Below are 15022 nucleotides of genomic sequence, written 5' to 3' on the forward strand. Positions count from 1 at the left end.
CGAAGGCACCCGCCCGACGAAGCGATCAGGCAGATGGCGGCGCCCCAGCGCCACCGCCGGGCTGAAGCACGGTGAGACGCCGGGCCAGCTCGGGATCAGCGCCGGCGGCGAACTCGAGCGCCTGATCCACCCCGGCATCCGGCACCTTGTAGTACCGGCTGCCCGCCGCCGTCGCGACGCCGACCGTCATCCGCCCGCCCCAGCGCTGCAGGATCGACTGCTCGAAGGTCCACCCGATGACCGCCCGCTGCTGCAACGCCACCGTGTCCCGGTTCAGCACGCCACCACGCACCACCAGGTAGTCGCCGCTGAGACCGTGTCCCAGCGCCCGGTACGCCAGCACCGCGGCCGGCCCGGTCAGCACCATCAGGGCCAGCGGCAACGGCCACACCCAGCCCGGGAGCGCACCACTGCGCACGAACAGCAGCAGAGCACCGCTGGCGAGCAGTGGCCCGTACACCGCTTGTCCGAGACGCCGCACCAGCGCGCCCCGCGGATGCCGCTGCAAGGCCGCCTCCAGCGGCCGGCTGCCGTCCGGCAGGATCTCGGCGGCCAGCTCGCGGGCCTCGGCCATCGGGATCCGCGGCAGTACCCCGCTGGTGGTGGAGGACTCGCCGCCGAAGCGCAGCCCGGTGGCGATCACCTTGGTGCTGGTGAGCCGCAGCCAGCGCCACGCCAGCGGCTCGGCGAACGCGATGCCCCGCAGCCGCTCGTCGGAGCGCTGCACGGTCTGCGTGGTGAGCAGCCCGCGGCGGGTGACCAGGGCGGTGTCCGGTGGGGTGCCCTTGCGGACCAGTTCGAAGTTCCAGTTCTCCATCAGGAACGTGACGGTCGTGACGGCCACCCCGAGCGGCAGGGCGAGCACCAGCAGCAGGATGAGGTTCGACTCCAGCAGGCCGCGCCCGAAGCCGAGCAGATCGACGCCGAACGGCCGCAGCACCCAGTTCAGGGCGAACAGCGGAGCGAGGACGGCGAACACCGACCACACCGTGACCACGTTCAACGGCACCCAGGAACGGCGCAGCCGGGCGATGACCCGCTCGTCGGCGGGCGGCGCCGCGGCTTCCGGCTCCGCTGGAGCAGCACCCGGCATCAGCTCGTGTTCGAGGCGGGTGGCGTGCCCGCGGTCGAGGCCGTCCAGTTTGAACGACGACTCCGACTCGCCGGAGCCGATGTGCACGGTGGCCAGTCCCAGCAGCCGGGGCAGCAGGTTCGCCGAGGTGCTGACGTTGCGGATCCGGTCGCGGGCGACGACCCGGTGCTTGCGGGCCAGCCAGCCGCTGCGCATCTCCACCCGCTGCGCGGTGATCCGGTACCGGGTGGTCCGCCACCGTTGCAGGTTCGTCAGCGCGCCGGCCAGCCCGGCGCAGGCGCCGGCGACCAGCGGCCAGATCGGGTCGTCACTGACGACGATGCCGAGGTAGCCGGTGACCAGCGAGATCGCCACCCGGATCAGGTCGAGGTGGACGACCCGGACGCTGAGCCGCCGCCAGGCTTCCTCGGTCACGTGGCGTCACCCTCGGCGGCCGCGGTGACCTCGCGCAGCCGGTCGACCGTCTGCTCCGCGACGCGTACGTCCAGGCCCTCGATCGTGATCTTTCCTTCTGACGACGCCGTGGTGACCGCGATGGTGGCCAGCCCGAACGCCCGCTGGAGCAGCCCGATCTCGGTGTCGATGGTCTGGATCCGGGAGATCGGCACGATCTGCCATTTGCGGGTCAGCCAGCCGGAGAGCGCGTAGACCGCGTCGTCGGTGGCCTCCCAGCGGTGCACGAGGTGACGCACGGTGGGCATGACGGCGATGTTGACCAGGTAGACCGGGACGAGGATCAGCAGGACCGGGCCGATCCACGGGCGGGTGACCTCGGCGAACCAGTAGACGGCCCCGAGCACGCCCAGCACGCCGATCGCCCAGAACAGCGCCTGCAGGGTCCGCCAGGCGATGAACCGGCGGTCCAGCCGGTGCCGGGGCGGGCGGAGTTCGAGTCGGCCGGCGACGGAGGTCATACCGCCCATGGTGACCGAACCGTGCCAACCCGGATCGGCGGGAAAACGCGTGCGACATCGGTCCGATCATGGGTAAGGATCAGCCGGTGCTGTGGACCGCTGACTTCACCCGCTACTTCATCGCCCGCTCGGTCTCGGTCTTCGGCGACGCGATGCTCACGGTGGCGGCGGCGCTCGCGGTCGGTCAGGTCTACGGCGCCACCGGCGTCGGCGTCGTGCTCGCCTCCTGGATGGTGCCGTTCCTGGCCTGCATCCTGTTCGGCGGGGTGTTCGCCGACCGGATCGGCGCGCGGCCGCTGATGCTCGGGGCCGACCTGGTACGCCTGGTCGCCCAAGCCGTCGTCGCAATAGCCTTCTTCACCGGCACCCCGTCGATGTGGCTGCTCATCGCCTGTTCCGCGGTCAGCGGCACCGCGGCCGCGATGTTCCAGCCCGGAGTCAACGGCCTGGTCCCGTACGTGACGAACGATCCGCACCGCGCCAACGCCACCGTACGGATGGCCAACGCCTTCGCCGAGCTGCTCGGACCGGCCGCGGCGGGCGTGCTGTTCGCCGTCTTCGGCGCCGGCCCGGTCTACGCCGTGGACGCCGCCACCTTCGCGATCAGCGCGATCTGCCTGGCCGGCCTGCGCCTGGGGAAGGTGCCCCGCAGCACCTCGTCGACGATCAGCGACCTGATCGCCGGATGGCACGAGTTCCGCTCCCGCACCTGGATGTGGAGCGTGATCCTGGTCTGGGTCGGCTACGGCGTCTTCCTTTTCGGCCCGCTCATCCCCCTCGGAGCGGTGCTGGTCAGCAACGATCTGGGCGCGTCGGCGTACGGATGGATGCAGTCCGGTGTCGGCGCCGGCACCATCCTCGGCGGCCTCACCGCGCTGCGCTGGAAACCGCGCCGCCCTCTCGCGGCCGGCGCCGTCGCGATGTTCGGCTTCGTGCTGCTGCCCCTGGCGATCGCCCTGCACGTGTCGTTGCCCCAGTTGTTGATCGCGGCCGCGATCAACGGGTTCGCCTGGGCGTTCTGGTCGATCATGTGGCAGACCAGCGTGCAGACCCAGGTGCCGCCGGCCGTGCTGAACCGGGTGACCTCCTACGAGGTGCTCGGCTCGACCGGCAGCCTGCCGATCGGGCAGGCGCTCGCCGGGCCGGTCGCCGGGGTCGTCGGCGCGGACCGGGTGCTCGGCACGTCGGTCGTGGTCGGGCTGCTCGGCTGCGTCACGCTGCTGCTGGTGCCGGCGGTCCGGCGGCTCCCCCGCGCCACGAGTCACGACATATCCGGTAAATCAAACGTGAATAGCATTTAGCCTGGCGGGCGTGCAGATCACCGCCGACGAGTACAGCGAGTGGAACGCCCGGGAACTGGCCCGTCGGCAGGTCAGCCGCCGCACCCTGGTGAAAGCCGCGGCGGCGGGTGCCGGCGGTTGCGCGTACGCCCAATTCCGTCTCGCCGACGCGGCCTTCGCCGCGGCCGGTGGCACCGCGGGCCAGGCCGGCGTGGTGGTCTCCGGGCGGCACCTGTCGTTCGTGCCCGGCGCCGACGGCACGCTGCGCCCGGCGATGGCGATGACCGCGCAGCTGGTCAGCAAGACCGGCAGCCTGCCGAAGAAACTGCGGGCGTACGTCGATGTCGGCACCGCCCCCGGCCAGTACGGCACCCGCGTCGAGGCCGACATCCGGCACCTGGTCGGCGGGTACGCGATCCCCGGCGGCCCGATCGGCAGCCAGTTCTACCTGAAGGCGACGATCGACGGCCTGCGCCCCGGCGCCGTACCCGCCCGGCGCCGGACGGCGCGACGATCCACCCGGCGACCGACGGGGTCACCTACATCTGTGTCGGCTCCGGCGGCCGGGCCCGCTACCCGTTCCGCCAGGAGCCCGGACCCCAAGGCGTCGCCGCCGAAAGGTGTCGAACCGTCCGGCCCGCAGAAGCTCGCATCCGGCCAGCGCTACCGCGGATACCAGCCGCCCGGCAAGCCCAACAAGACCGAGAACAACACCGGGACCATCGTGAACAGCTACGTGTGGGCCAAGGGCGAGAGCAGGGTGAAACGGGCCGGGCATCCGGCGGGCGAGCGGGTGCCGGAGACGATCGACTGGTCGCAGGTGCGCTACGACGATTTCACCCTGGTCCGTACCGCGGGCCGCAGCGCGTTCCGGCTCAGCTGACCCCGACCGCCCCCGCGTACGAGACCAGCTGGTGCAGCGGCTGCGGCAGGTTGCGGCGGAACTGGTCGGACAGCCGCGCCCGGTCCCGCGGGTTCACGGTGTCGAGCACGAAGGTGTCCAGGCCGGTGGCCAGGATCAGGCCGGCCAGCATCAGATCGGCGGTGTCCAGCGTCCGGTTGTACGACAGATGCGTACGGATCCGCCCGGCCGGCTGCCCCGGGCTGCGCGGGTCCGAGAACACCAGCGACGACTCCACACTGAGCAGCCGCCGTTTGGTCTCGCGCCGCAGCACGCCGTTCAGCGTGAGGCGCTGCTCGATCAGCGCGACGGCCGGGCCGGACGACAGGTGGGCGATCCACCGGTCCGGCGCCTGCGGGCCGGTCGTGGCGGCGAGCCGCTTCAGAACCTGGGTGGTGGCCGGGTCACCGGTGGGCCGGTCGTCGATCACCCGCAGGCCGTCGCCGCCGAGCACCACCCGCTGCCAGAACATCAGCTCCCCGAGCAGTGCCGCGCCCAGGCCGACGCCGAGCACCTCCGGCGACAGCAGGAGGCGGCCGCCGATGCCGTCATGGGCGGCCAGATACAGATCATCGGCGGGGGCGAGCTGCTGCGGTGAGGTCATCGCGAAGCCTCAATGATCGACAGCTGTGACGATGGCCGACACTATCGGTCAATGGTTGCCACAAGGTTTCGCCCCATCAAGCTGATGGTGACGGCCTGCGCGTAGCGTGAGCAGGATGGATCACGCGAGTACCGACATCCGGCGGGTTCTGGTCGTGGGCGGGCACGGCAAGGTGGCCCGGCTGCTGCTGCCGCAGCTGGTCGCGGCCGGTTACGAGACCACCGCGGTCTTCCGCAATCCCGAACACCAGGCTGAGGTCGCGCAGACCGGCGCGACCCCGCTGGTCGCCGACGTCGAAAAACTCGACACCGGCGCCCTCGCCGAGATCCTCAACGGCCACGACGCGATCATCTGGTCGGCCGGAGCGGGCGGCGGCAATCCGCCGCGCACCTACGCGGTCGACCGCGACGCGGCCATCCGCTCGATGGACGCGGCGCTGCACGCCGGCGCCCGCCGCTACCTGATGGTGTCCTACTTCGGCGCGCGCACCGACCACGGCATCCCGCAGGACAACCCCTTCCATCCGTACGCCGAGGCGAAGGCGGCCGCCGACAACCACCTGAGCGCATCCGCTCTGGATTGGACGATCCTCGCCCCGAGCCGCCTCACCGACGACCCGCCCACCGGCCGCATCGAAACCGCCGAACAGGGCGCCGTCGCCGGCTCGGTGGGCCGCGCCGACGTGGCCGCGGTCGTCCTGCAGGCCCTGCGCGACCCGGCCACGATCGGCCGTACCCTGCGCTTCAACGCCGGTGCCACTCCCATCCCGGAAGCATTGCGCGGCTAGAAATCTCCTCTTGATCTGGAGCGCGCTCCAGGTAGCAGCATCAGTGGCATGACGACAGTTACGCAGTCCCCGTTGGTGCTCGGGGCCATGATGTTCGGCACCGCCGTCGACGAGGAGACCTCCTTCGCGCTGCTCGACCGGTTCGTGGAGCGCGGCGGGGTCTGGATCGACACCGCGAACTGCTACTCGTTCTGGGCCGACGACTCGGGTCACGGCGGCGCCAGCGAGCGGGTGCTCGGCAAGTGGCTGGCGGCCCGGCCCGGCGTCCGCGACCGGGTCCGGATCGCCACGAAGCTGGGCGCCGAGCCGGTCGAGGCCGGTTCCTGGCCGGAACGGCGCGAAGGGCTGGCGCCGGACGCGGTGCGGGCGGCGTTCGCCGGCAGCCTGCAGCGGCTCGGGATCGACCGGGTGGATCTGCTCTGGCTGCACCAGGAGGACAGGTCGGTGCCGATCGAGGAGACCGCGGCCGCGCTCGGCGAGTTGGCCGCCGACCGGTTCGGCGTCTCGAACCACCCGTCGTGGCTGGTCGAGCGGGGCCGCGCCGCCGCCAAGGCGATCGGGGTACGGCCGTTCGACGCGCTGCAGCTCAGCACCAGTTACCTGCGGCCGCGGCCCGGGACGCTGCCGCCGGGCGTCGCGCACCGGTTCGGGGTGCTCAGCGACGAGCAGACCGACTACGCCGCTGAGCATGGTCTGGACGTGTGGGCGTACACGCCGTTGCTGGCCGGCGCCTACGACAACCCGGCCAAGCCGATCCCGGACGTCTACGACCACCCCGGCAACACGGCCCGCCTGGCGGCCCTGGACGCCGTCGCCGCCGAGGTGGACGCCGCCCGCGGCCAGGTGGTGCTGGCCTGGCTGCTGAGCCGCGGCATCACGCCGATGCTCGGCGGCAGCAAGCTGTACCAACTGGACAGCGCCTTCGACGGCGTCGGGCTCACCCTCACCCCGGACCAGACCGAGCGGCTGAACGCCGTCGACCGGTCCGAGTGGGCGAGCCCGTACGCCAAGGCCTGACCCTCAGAGCCGGGCTAGGGCCTTCATCGGGTCTTCGATCGCGTCGGCGACGGCGCGCATGAAGCCGGCGGCGGTGCCGCCGTCGCAGACGCGGTGGTCGAAGACGAAGGACAGTTGGGTGATCTTGCGGATGGTGAGGGCGCCGTCGACCACCCAGGGGCGGTCGATGATCCGGCCGAGGCCGAGGATGGCGACCTGGGGGTGGTTGATGATCGCGGCGCTGCCGTCGACGCGGAAGGCGCCGTAGTTGTTCAGAGTGAAGGTGCCGGCGGTGAGTTCGGCCGGGGTGGACTCGTTGCGGCGGGCGCGGCCGGTCACCTCCCGGATCGCGGCGTCGAGGCCGATGGCGGTCATCGTGTGCGCGTCCATCACGGCCGGGACCACCAGGCCGCGGTCGGTCTGCACGGCGACGCCCAGGTTGATCGCCTCGAGTTCGACGATCTCCTGGCGATCAGTGTCGATGCGGGCGTTGAGCACCGGGTACTCGCGCAGGGCGGCCACGACGAACCGGGCGATGTAGGCGAGCAGGCCGGGGGCGCCGGCGTCGCCGCGGGTGCGTTCGCGCAGCTCCCACAGGGCGGTGGCGTCGACGTCGACCCAGACGGTGGCCTCGGGGATCTCCGCGCGGCTGCGCGATAGCACGGTCGCCACGGCCTTGCGGAAGCCGGTGAGCGGAATCCGGCGCTCCCCCGAAGCCGCCGCGGGAAGCGAGGGCGTTGGCGCCGCGGGAAGCGAGGGCGTTGGCGCCGCGGGAAGCGAGGGCGCAGGCGATGCGGGCGCGGCGGCCGCCTGCACGTCACCCCGGGTGATCGCCCCGCCCGGCCCGGTGCCGCGCAACGCGGACAAATCCACCCCGATATCCCGGGCCAGCCGCCGCACCAGCGGTGAGATGACCAGCGGCACGGAGACCGGCGGCGCAGGAACAGGCGCGGCGGAGGCAGCAGCGGGCGCAACGGATGCAGCCGCGGCAGCACCGGGCGTGGCAGAAGCAGTCGCGGCAGAAGCAGTCGCGGCAGAAGCAGTCGCGGCAGCGGTGGGCGCGGCGGAAGCAGCCGGCGGGGTCGAGACCGGAGCAGTTTCGGTACGGGTCCGGCGGCGGCGATGACGGGAGGACGCAGCGCCGGGCTTCGTCCCGTACCCCACCAGCACGTTGCCCGACCCCTCGTCGGCCGCGACGGTCAGCAAGGGCGCGCCCACATCGAGCGTGGCGCCTTCGGCGGCATGCCGGGTGGCCACCCGGCCGGCGTGCGGCGACGGCACCTCGACCACCGCCTTGGCCGTCTCCACCTCCACCACCGGCTGATCAACTTCGATCACGTCGCCGTCGGTGACGAGCCACCGGACGATCTCCGCCTCGGTCAGCCCCTCACCGAGGTCGGGCAGCGTGAAGACGTGCGCGCTCACGAGTCCTCCCACTGCAGGTCGTCGACGGCGTCCAGGATCCGGTCCACCGACGGCAGCTGGAAGTGCTCCAGCTTGGGCGGCGGATAGGGGATGTCGAATCCGGTCACGCGCCGCACCGGGGCGGCGAGCGAGTGGAAGCACCGTTCGGTCACCCGCGCGGCGATCTCCGCGGCCACCCCGGCGAAACCGGCCGCCTCAGCCACCACCACGGCCCGCCCGGTCGAACGCACCGCCGCGCACACCGTCTCGTCGTCGAACGGCACGATCGAGCGCACGTCGACCACCTGCAGGCTGCGGCCCTCCTGCGCGGCGGCCTCGGCCGCCTCCAGCGCCACCGGCACCGCCGGGCCGTAGGCGATCAGCGTGGCGTCGGTTCCGGCCCGGCACACCACGGCCTTACCGATCGGGGGTACGGGTGAAGCGAGATCCGCCTCGGCCCGGGAGAAGTACAGCTTCTTGGGTTCGAGGAAGACCACCGGGTCGGGCGAGTCGATCGCCTGCCGCAGCAGTCCGTAGGCGTCCGCCGGCCCCGCCGGAGCCAGGACGTGCAGACCGGGCGTGTGCGCGTAGTACGCCTCCGAGGAGTCGCAGTGGTGCTCGACCCCGCCGATGCCACCCGCGTACGGCACCCGGATCACGATCGGCACGCCGACCCGCCCCCGCGTCCGGTTGCGCATCTTCGCCGCGTGGCTGACCAGCTGCTCGAACGCGGGGTACGCGAACGCGTCGAACTGCATCTCGACGACCGGGCGCATCCCGTTCATCGCCATCCCGATCGCCATGCCGAGGATGCCGGACTCGGCGAGCGGGGTGTCGAAGCAGCGCTGCTCACCGAATTCGGCGGTCAGCCCGTCGGTGATCCGGAAGACGCCGCCGAGCGGGCCGACGTCCTCGCCGAAGACCACCACGGAGTCGTCGGCGTGCATCGCGTCGCGCAGCGCCCGGTTCAGGGCGCCGGCCATGGTGAGTTTCTCGGCTGCCATCAGCGCACCTCCCGGGCCAGTTCGTCGGCGACGAGCGCTTCCTGCTCGCGCAGCTGCGGCGTCTGTTCGGCGTAGACGTACGCGAACAGGTCGCGGTAGTCGGCCGGCTTGTCCTCGTTCAGTCCGGCGCGCATCGCCTCGGCCATGCGTTGCGCCGCGTCGGCGTACCCCGCGATCTTCTCGTCGTCGAGCAGCTCGCGGCCCCGCAGATAGGTCTCCACCCGGGTGATCGGGTCCCGGGCCAGCCAGGGCGTGACCTCGTCCTCGGTGCGGTAGCGGCCGGCGTCGTCGGCGTTGGTGTGCGCCTGCACGCGGTAGGTGTGCGCCTCGATCAGCTGCGGCCCCTCCCCCGCGCGGGCCTGCTCGACGGCCCTGCCGAGGACCGTGAGCAGCGCGGCCACGTCGTTGCCGTCGACCCGCTCGCCCGGAACGCCGTAGCCGACGCCCTTGTGCGCCAGCGACGGCGCCGCGGTCTGCCGGCTCAGCGGCACCGAGATCGCGTACGCGTTGTTCTGCACCAGGAAGACCACCGGGGCACGGAACACCGCGGCGAAGTTGAGCGCCTCGTGGAAGTCGCCCTCGCTGGTCGCGCCGTCGCCGCAGATCGCCAGCGCCACGGTCGGCTCGCCGCGCAGCCGGGCCGCGTAGGCGACCCCGACGGCGTGCAGCAGGTGGGTGGCGAGCGGGGTGGCCAGCGGCGCGACATGCGTCGCCGCCGGGTCGTAGCCGTTGTGCCAGTCGCCCTTGAGCAGCGTCAATGTCTGCACCGGGTCGACGCCGCGGGCCACCACGGCGGCGGTGTCCCGGTAGGTCGGGAACAGCCAGTCGCCGTCCGCCAGCACGTGGGCGGCGGCGACCTGGCAGGCCTCCTGCCCGTGCGAGGACGGGTAGACGGCCAGCCGGCCCTGCCGGACCAGCGCGTACGCCTGGTCGTTGAAACGTCGGGCCGCTACCAGGGCGGCGTACGCGCGCACGAGAGCCCCGGTTTCGGGCAGGTCGTGGCCGACGTTCGGAACGGGATCGCCGTCCGGGTCGATGAGCGTCACCGGCACCGTGGACGGCAGCAGGTGAGCTGCGTCACGTGTCATGCAGGAATTCTTGCTACCTTGCCAATTGAACGCCATCTTCGGTCTGAATCCGAGAAGATGTTCATTTCCCGGGCCGTCGGCGCTGCCGATCGTCCAGTTTCCCGACTTCGCCGGACCCGCGGGCGAGACAGGTGGCCGCCATGCTCGACGACACCGACCGGCGGATCCTCACCGAACTGGGACGCGACGGGCGGATGTCCATGCGGACACTCGCGGAGAAGCTGCACATCTCCCGGGCGAACGCGTACTCGCGGGTGGCCCGGCTGCACGAGACCGGGGTGATCCGCGGCTACCACGCCGACATCGACCCCGTCGCTGCCGGTCTGCACACCGCGGCGTACGTGACACTCAACCTGCGCCAGGCGAACTGGCGGGAGGTCCTCGAACGGCTGCACGCGCTGCCCGGCGTGGTGCACATCGGCCTGGTCGGCGGCGACTTCGACGTGATCCTGCTGGTCCGCGTCGCCGACAACACCGAGCTGCGGCACCTGGTGCTCGACGAGATCCAGGGCATGCCGGGCGTGGTCAGCACCCGCACCCTGCTGCTGTTCGAGGAGGAGACACCCCGGGCATGAGCGTGGGCTTCCTACCCTGACGCCATGCAGCTCACCGAGGTCAGCATGCTCGGCTTGCGCTCATCCGTCACGACGTTCCGGCATCGCAGCGCGGCCCTGCGGTTCGTCGTGATCCCGGTCGTCCACATCGGGCGGCCCGACTACTACCGGCGGATCGCCCAGCTCATCGCCGGCTCGCACGTGGTGATCGCCGAACAGTACGACGGGCCGAGCTCCACCGGGCTGGCCTATCTGACCGCCATGCGGCTCAGCCGGCAACGGCACAGCCGCGGGCTCGTGCATCAGGACATCGACTACGCGGCCCTGGGCGTACCGGTCATCTGGCCCGACGGCGAGACCCTGCCGGGCCGGCGGGCCCGGATCCCGCTGGCCGGCTGGCTGGACCTGATCCTGCTGGTGCCGGTGCTGACCTTCACCATGGCGGTCGGCGGTCGCGACTACCTGCTGCGCCGCGGCCTGGAGATCAGCGACGACACCGATCCGCGGCTGCGCACCAAGTTCTTCCAGCGGATCATGCTGGACGAACGCGACGAGCTGCTGACCGCGGCCATCACTACGCTGCACACCGAACGCGCGGACGAGCCGATCGAGATCGCCATCGTCTACGGCGCGGCGCACATGCCGGCGGTGGTCCGCACGTTGACCGGCGGTCTCGGTTACCGCCCTCAGCGCGGTGGTGAGTGGTTGCTCGCCTTCGATTTCTGAACCGCCCACGCCGTGTCGAGGGCGCCGGCCCTGAGATCGTCCTCCCGGATCTTGAAGTCGATGGGCGGCTCGGGCAGGCTCAGCAGGCCTGCCCAGCCGAGCATCAGCGGATACTCCGGGGCGGGGTCGGTGTGCTCGTGAAGGCCCCACTCGTTGAGCAGCGTCTCGCGCAGCCGGCGGTGGGCGAGGTCCAGCCGGCCGGCCTCGGCTGGGGCCAGCTCGCGGTCGAGGTCGCCGGCGGCCGGGAAGGTCCAGACCGGGTCGACGTGGGCGCGCCGGCGCTGCCTGACGGGCGCGTCATCGGGGCGGGCCAGCAGCCCGGTCGGCTCGCCGGAGACCAGCCGCACCTCGCCGGCGCCGTCGAGGTCGTGGAAGAACTGCAGGACGCCGTCGAGCGGGTAGTTGTCGTCGAGCAGCGGCTGGTTGCCGAGCTCGACCTGCAGCAGATGGATTAGCGGGGTGCCGTCGGGGCGGCGTGGCCATTCACCGCTGCCGTCGGTGACCGGCTCACCGCCGAACCAGCACAGGCCGATCTCGGTGAGCTCCTCCTCGATGTCGAACTCCTCACCCGGCGACAGAGCGAACCCGACGCGTGGCTCGATCCCGAGCGAGACGAGATCGATCAGCGGATGGTTCATCCAGCGGTCGAGGTCACGCTTCGAGTCGGGACGTGGCACATAGGGCGTGGTGAAGTGCCGGGCATTCAGCCGCACCGACCGATCCGGATCCTCCGCGGCGATCTTTCGCAGCGCCTCGACGCCGGCTGGGTCCGCCACCGCTTTCTCGGCAAGGTGGTTGCACTTGTCGACCAGCCTGTTCCAGGCGCGGTAGTCCCGGTACGGATCCTGCTCCCACTCGGACAGCGTGCGCCAGCCGCTGAGCAGCTCGTCCAGGTCACTCACGGCCGGCGCCCCGGTGCTCGCCCAGCTCCAACTCGATGAACGCGCCGATCATCGCCCGGTAGACCCGCTCGATCACCTCAGGCGACCCACCGGCCTCGACCGCGAGGGCCCGCACCTTGCCGATCACCTCGTCCACCCGGGCCGGTGCCCGCACCGCCTGCTCATCCTTCTTGAACGCGGCGGCGCTGCGCACCAGCCGCTCACGGTCCGCCAGCCGGCGAACCACTTCAGCGTCGATGGCGTCGATCTCCCGCCGGATGTCGGCGAGCCCCCATTCCGATGTCACGCCGCTCATCCTGCCAGCGGGGTACGACATTCTCCGGCCCTCGCCTCCCAGACCCGCTACCCAAGCGGTGAAGCATGCGCCAGCGGCGGCCCACGCCACCCAGCCGCCACCCAGACCCGCTACCCGGGCGCTGAAACATGCGCCAACGGCGGCCCGCGCCACCCAGCCGCCACCCACGCATGCCTCCCTGCCCGGGTAACCCGCACTGCCGGCGGCTCGCGCCACCCAGCCGCCGCTCAGGCGTGCTTCGCGGTGTTAGGGGCCGGGGCATGCTCTGACGCGCCCGCCTCAACGGTTGAACGCGCCCGCCTCAGCGGTTGAACGCGCCCGCCTCAGCGGTTGAACAGGAACGCGATCAGCAGCATCGCCGGCAGGCAGCAGACCGTGGAGAGGAAGACGGCGTCGCGGACCAGGACCACGCCGGTCTGGAACTGCTGGGCGTACAGGAACACGTTCTGCGCGGTGGGCAGCGCGGCCAGCACCGTCACCGCGTACATCGCCTCGTGCGGCAGGCGGAAAGCCCACGCCAGCAGGAACGCCAGGGCCGGCATGACCGTGACCTTCATCGCGACCGCGACCACTGCGGGCCGGCGGTCCGGGCCCGGTTCCAGGACCCAGCGCCTGGCCAGCGACATGCCGAAGGCGAGCAGCACCACCGGCACGGCGGCCTGGCCGAGCGCGCCGACCGGGTCGGCGATCACCGCGGGCACGCGCACGCCGGTCACGGACACCACGACGCCGGCCAGCACGGACAGGATCAACGGATTGCGTACGGGGCCCGCGATCGCCGTCCGCCAGGAGGCCCGGCCGGTCGTGACGATCTCCAGCGTGATCAGCGTCGCCGGGGTGACCAGCAGGAGCTGGACCAGGATGATCGGCACGACCAGCGCCGGATCGCCCAGCACGTACGTGGCGATCGGCAGCCCGATGTAGTTGGCGTTCGTGTAGCTGCCGGCCAGCGCGCCGAGCAATCGTGTGCCACGGTCACGCCGCCGGAACAGCAGCACGAACACCGCGAAGCACGCCCCGGCCGCGAGAGCGAACACCAGCAGCGACCGGGTGAACAGCAACGTCAGGTCGGCCGCCGCCACTCCGGTGAACAGCAGGCACGGCGCCAGCACGCTGTAGGCGACCGCGCCGAGCACGGCGCCGGCGTCCTCCGGCAGGCCACCCCAGCGGCCCAGCACCCAGCCGGCCAGCACGATCGCCCCGATGAGCGCAAAACCGGACAACGCCAAGATCATGCATTCGTACGGTAGACCTGTTCCAACCGCCCGGACCAGCCGCCGAGGATGCGCTGCGGGTCACTGTCGAGCACACCGGCGAGCAGGGACGCGTACACGTCGCGGAAGTCGACCGTGTATTTCAGGTCGCCGTCGTCGAGGTCGGTGAGGCTGGGTTGTTCGCCGTGCAGACCGCCCTGGATGTCGTCGCCGAGCAGGAACATGCTGGACGCCGTGCCGTGGTCGGTGCCGTCCGACGCGTTGGCCCGCACCCGGCGGCCGAACTCGGAGTAAACCGCGATCACCACGCCCTTGCCGGCCATCCGTTCGGCGAACGCGGCGAGCGGCTTGTCCACCTTCGCGAGCATCGCCTGCTGCGACTCGCGGGCGTCGGCGTGCAGGTCGAACCCGCCCTGCGACACCGAGAAGACCCGGGTCGCCGCGCCCGCCTCGACACAGCGGGCGACCAGGGCGAGCTGCTGGTCCAGCGGCGGCGCCGCCCCGCCGGTCGCGGTCGCCGGCACCTCGTCGTCGGTGTCCTCCTCGTCCGCCGTACCCTCGCTGACCTGCTTCATCAGGTCCTGGATGCGCACCAGGTCGGCGAAGCAGGCCGCGGCCCGCGCCTGCGCCGGTGACTCTCCCGCCGCGGGCGCACCGAGCTTGCCCAGCAGTGCGGGCGTCACCCCGCCGGGCAGTTTCAGCACCCCGCCGGGCACGGTGGCGCCGGCGCTGGTCTCCCCGGCCAGCAGCGGCGGCAGGACCGGTTCGAACGACACCGCGAGCCGCGGGTCGCCGCCGGCCGTGTCCAGCCAGCGACCGAGCCACCCGGTGGTGCCGGGCCGTTCGGGCTGGGCGGTCTGCCAGATGTCCATGGACCGGAAGTGGCTGCGGTCCGGTTTCGGGTAGCCGACACCGCGAATCACGGCCAGCCGGCCGGCGCCGTACAGGCGGTGCAGGCCGGCCAGCCCGGGGTTCAGTCCCAGCCCGTCGTCCAGCGGAAGGATCTTGCCGGGTTCGTAGGCCAGCTCCGGGCGGGCGGCCGCATAGGCCGGATCGGTGTACGGGATGACGGTGTTCAGCCCGTCGTTGCCCCCGTAGAGGGTGACCAGCACGAGGGTCCGGGCGGCCGGGTCGCGGTCGCCGGCGGTGGCCAGGATGTCGCGCAGCCCGTACGCGGTGGCACCGGCGGCCAATGCCGCTCCCCCGGCGACGCCGCTGGCGACCAGAAACTTCCTGCGGGTGATCGTGTCCATGGCGGCG

General features: G+C 71.8%; 16 protein-coding genes. 6 read left to right on the forward strand and 10 right to left on the reverse strand.

The genetic code is table 11. From position 1 onward, the window contains the following. Positions 1-25: 25 nt before the first annotated feature. Both OHA21_RS21565 and OHA21_RS21570 read right to left on the reverse strand, forming a co-directional pair. A complete protein-coding gene (locus OHA21_RS21565) occupies positions 26-1507 on the reverse strand; it encodes a PH domain-containing protein (RefSeq protein WP_328476310.1) in 1482 nt (493 codons plus the stop codon). Then, positions 1504-2007, reverse strand: coding sequence for a PH domain-containing protein (locus OHA21_RS21570; RefSeq protein ID WP_328476312.1), 504 nt, complete (start codon positions 2005-2007; stop codon positions 1504-1506). Before OHA21_RS21570 ends, OHA21_RS21565 begins: the two co-directional genes overlap by 4 nt. An 86-nt stretch (positions 2008-2093) precedes the next feature. On the opposite strand from OHA21_RS21570, the gene OHA21_RS21575 reads away from it, so the two are divergent. Both OHA21_RS21575 and OHA21_RS21580 read left to right on the forward strand, forming a co-directional pair. Beyond that, entirely contained in the window at positions 2094-3308 is a 1215-nt protein-coding gene (locus OHA21_RS21575; protein ID WP_328476314.1) for an MFS transporter, read from the forward strand. Between the two features lie 10 nt (positions 3309-3318). Next, on the forward strand, positions 3319-4170 hold the full coding sequence (locus tag OHA21_RS21580) for a hypothetical protein (RefSeq protein ID WP_328476316.1): 852 nt from the start codon (positions 3319-3321) through the stop codon (positions 4168-4170). Here the strand turns inward: OHA21_RS21580 and OHA21_RS21585 are convergent. Beyond that, the gene (locus OHA21_RS21585) at positions 4163-4792 is read right to left on the reverse strand and encodes a GOLPH3/VPS74 family protein (protein WP_328476318.1); all 630 of its coding nucleotides are present in this window, start codon (positions 4790-4792) and stop codon (positions 4163-4165) included. The genes OHA21_RS21580 and OHA21_RS21585 overlap by 8 nt on opposite strands. Positions 4793-4907: 115 nt before the next feature. Here OHA21_RS21585 and OHA21_RS21590 point away from each other — a divergent pair, with 115 nt between their 5' ends. Both OHA21_RS21590 and OHA21_RS21595 read left to right on the forward strand, forming a co-directional pair. Beyond that, positions 4908-5579 (forward strand): SDR family oxidoreductase, encoded by a 672-nt coding sequence (locus tag OHA21_RS21590; RefSeq protein WP_328476320.1) that lies wholly within the window; start codon positions 4908-4910, stop codon positions 5577-5579. Between the two features lie 48 nt (positions 5580-5627). Next, entirely contained in the window at positions 5628-6596 is a 969-nt protein-coding gene (locus OHA21_RS21595; RefSeq protein WP_328476322.1) for an aldo/keto reductase, read from the forward strand. A gap of 3 nt (positions 6597-6599) precedes the next feature. Here the strand turns inward: OHA21_RS21595 and OHA21_RS21600 are convergent, their stop codons facing one another. Genes OHA21_RS21600 through pdhA form a run of 3 tightly spaced genes read right to left on the reverse strand, consistent with a single transcriptional unit; the run spans position 6600 to position 10071 of the window. Further along, positions 6600-8000 (reverse strand): dihydrolipoamide acetyltransferase family protein, encoded by a 1401-nt coding sequence (locus tag OHA21_RS21600; RefSeq protein ID WP_328476324.1) that lies wholly within the window; start codon positions 7998-8000, stop codon positions 6600-6602. Further along, positions 7997-8983 carry an alpha-ketoacid dehydrogenase subunit beta gene (locus tag OHA21_RS21605; protein WP_328476326.1) on the reverse strand — a complete coding sequence of 329 codons (987 nt, stop codon included), beginning with the start codon at positions 8981-8983 and terminating at the stop codon, positions 7997-7999. The genes OHA21_RS21600 and OHA21_RS21605 overlap by 4 nt, the downstream gene beginning before the upstream one ends. After that, positions 8983-10071, reverse strand: a complete 1089-nt coding sequence (gene pdhA / locus OHA21_RS21610) for a pyruvate dehydrogenase (acetyl-transferring) E1 component subunit alpha (protein WP_328476328.1) — start codon at positions 10069-10071, stop codon at positions 8983-8985. The genes OHA21_RS21605 and pdhA overlap by 1 nt, the downstream gene beginning before the upstream one ends. A gap of 140 nt (positions 10072-10211) precedes the next feature. Between pdhA and OHA21_RS21615 the strand changes: the two genes are divergently transcribed. Together OHA21_RS21615 and OHA21_RS21620 are read left to right on the forward strand one after the other, a co-directional pair. Then, positions 10212-10646: an Lrp/AsnC family transcriptional regulator gene (locus OHA21_RS21615; protein WP_328476330.1), complete on the forward strand. Its 435-nt coding sequence runs from the start codon at positions 10212-10214 to the stop codon at positions 10644-10646. Positions 10647-10670: 24 nt separating this feature from the next. Then, positions 10671-11351, forward strand: a complete 681-nt coding sequence (locus tag OHA21_RS21620; RefSeq protein WP_328476332.1) for a hypothetical protein — start codon at positions 10671-10673, stop codon at positions 11349-11351. Here OHA21_RS21620 and OHA21_RS21625 read toward each other — a convergent pair. From OHA21_RS21625 to OHA21_RS21640, 4 genes are all read right to left on the reverse strand, one after another. Then, complete coding sequence (locus OHA21_RS21625; protein WP_328476334.1) at positions 11312-12253, reverse strand: DUF1963 domain-containing protein; 942 nt, start codon at positions 12251-12253, stop codon at positions 11312-11314. The genes OHA21_RS21620 and OHA21_RS21625 overlap by 40 nt on opposite strands. Further along, a complete protein-coding gene (locus OHA21_RS21630; RefSeq protein ID WP_328476336.1) occupies positions 12246-12539 on the reverse strand; it encodes a chorismate mutase in 294 nt (97 codons plus the stop codon). The genes OHA21_RS21625 and OHA21_RS21630 overlap by 8 nt, the downstream gene beginning before the upstream one ends. 332 nt (positions 12540-12871) lie before the next feature. Beyond that, positions 12872-13783, reverse strand: coding sequence for an AEC family transporter (locus OHA21_RS21635; RefSeq protein WP_328476338.1), 912 nt, complete (start codon positions 13781-13783; stop codon positions 12872-12874). After that, the gene (locus OHA21_RS21640) at positions 13780-15015 is read right to left on the reverse strand and encodes a DUF1501 domain-containing protein (RefSeq protein ID WP_328476340.1); all 1236 of its coding nucleotides are present in this window, start codon (positions 15013-15015) and stop codon (positions 13780-13782) included. Before OHA21_RS21640 ends, OHA21_RS21635 begins: the two co-directional genes overlap by 4 nt. Positions 15016-15022: the final 7 nt, after the last annotated feature.

The organism is Actinoplanes sp. NBC_00393, assembly GCF_036053395.1.
Taxonomy (GTDB): domain Bacteria; phylum Actinomycetota; class Actinomycetes; order Mycobacteriales; family Micromonosporaceae; genus Actinoplanes.

Coding starts and splice junctions, on each gene's coding strand:
- OHA21_RS21570 (WP_328476312.1), bottom strand. CDS start 2,007: ATGACCTCCGTCGCCGGCCGACTCGAACTCCGCCCGCCCCGGCACCGG.
- OHA21_RS21585 (WP_328476318.1), bottom strand. CDS start 4,792: ATGACCTCACCGCAGCAGCTCGCCCCCGCCGATGATCTGTATCTGGCC.
- OHA21_RS21590 (WP_328476320.1), top strand. CDS start 4,908: ATGGATCACGCGAGTACCGACATCCGGCGGGTTCTGGTCGTGGGCGGG.
- OHA21_RS21595 (WP_328476322.1), top strand. CDS start 5,628: ATGACGACAGTTACGCAGTCCCCGTTGGTGCTCGGGGCCATGATGTTC.
- OHA21_RS21605 (WP_328476326.1), bottom strand. CDS start 8,983: ATGGCAGCCGAGAAACTCACCATGGCCGGCGCCCTGAACCGGGCGCTG.
- pdhA (WP_328476328.1), bottom strand. CDS start 10,071: ATGACACGTGACGCAGCTCACCTGCTGCCGTCCACGGTGCCGGTGACG.
- OHA21_RS21615 (WP_328476330.1), top strand. CDS start 10,212: ATGCTCGACGACACCGACCGGCGGATCCTCACCGAACTGGGACGCGAC.
- OHA21_RS21620 (WP_328476332.1), top strand. CDS start 10,671: ATGCAGCTCACCGAGGTCAGCATGCTCGGCTTGCGCTCATCCGTCACG.
- OHA21_RS21635 (WP_328476338.1), bottom strand. CDS start 13,783: ATGATCTTGGCGTTGTCCGGTTTTGCGCTCATCGGGGCGATCGTGCTG.
- OHA21_RS21640 (WP_328476340.1), bottom strand. CDS start 15,015: ATGGACACGATCACCCGCAGGAAGTTTCTGGTCGCCAGCGGCGTCGCC.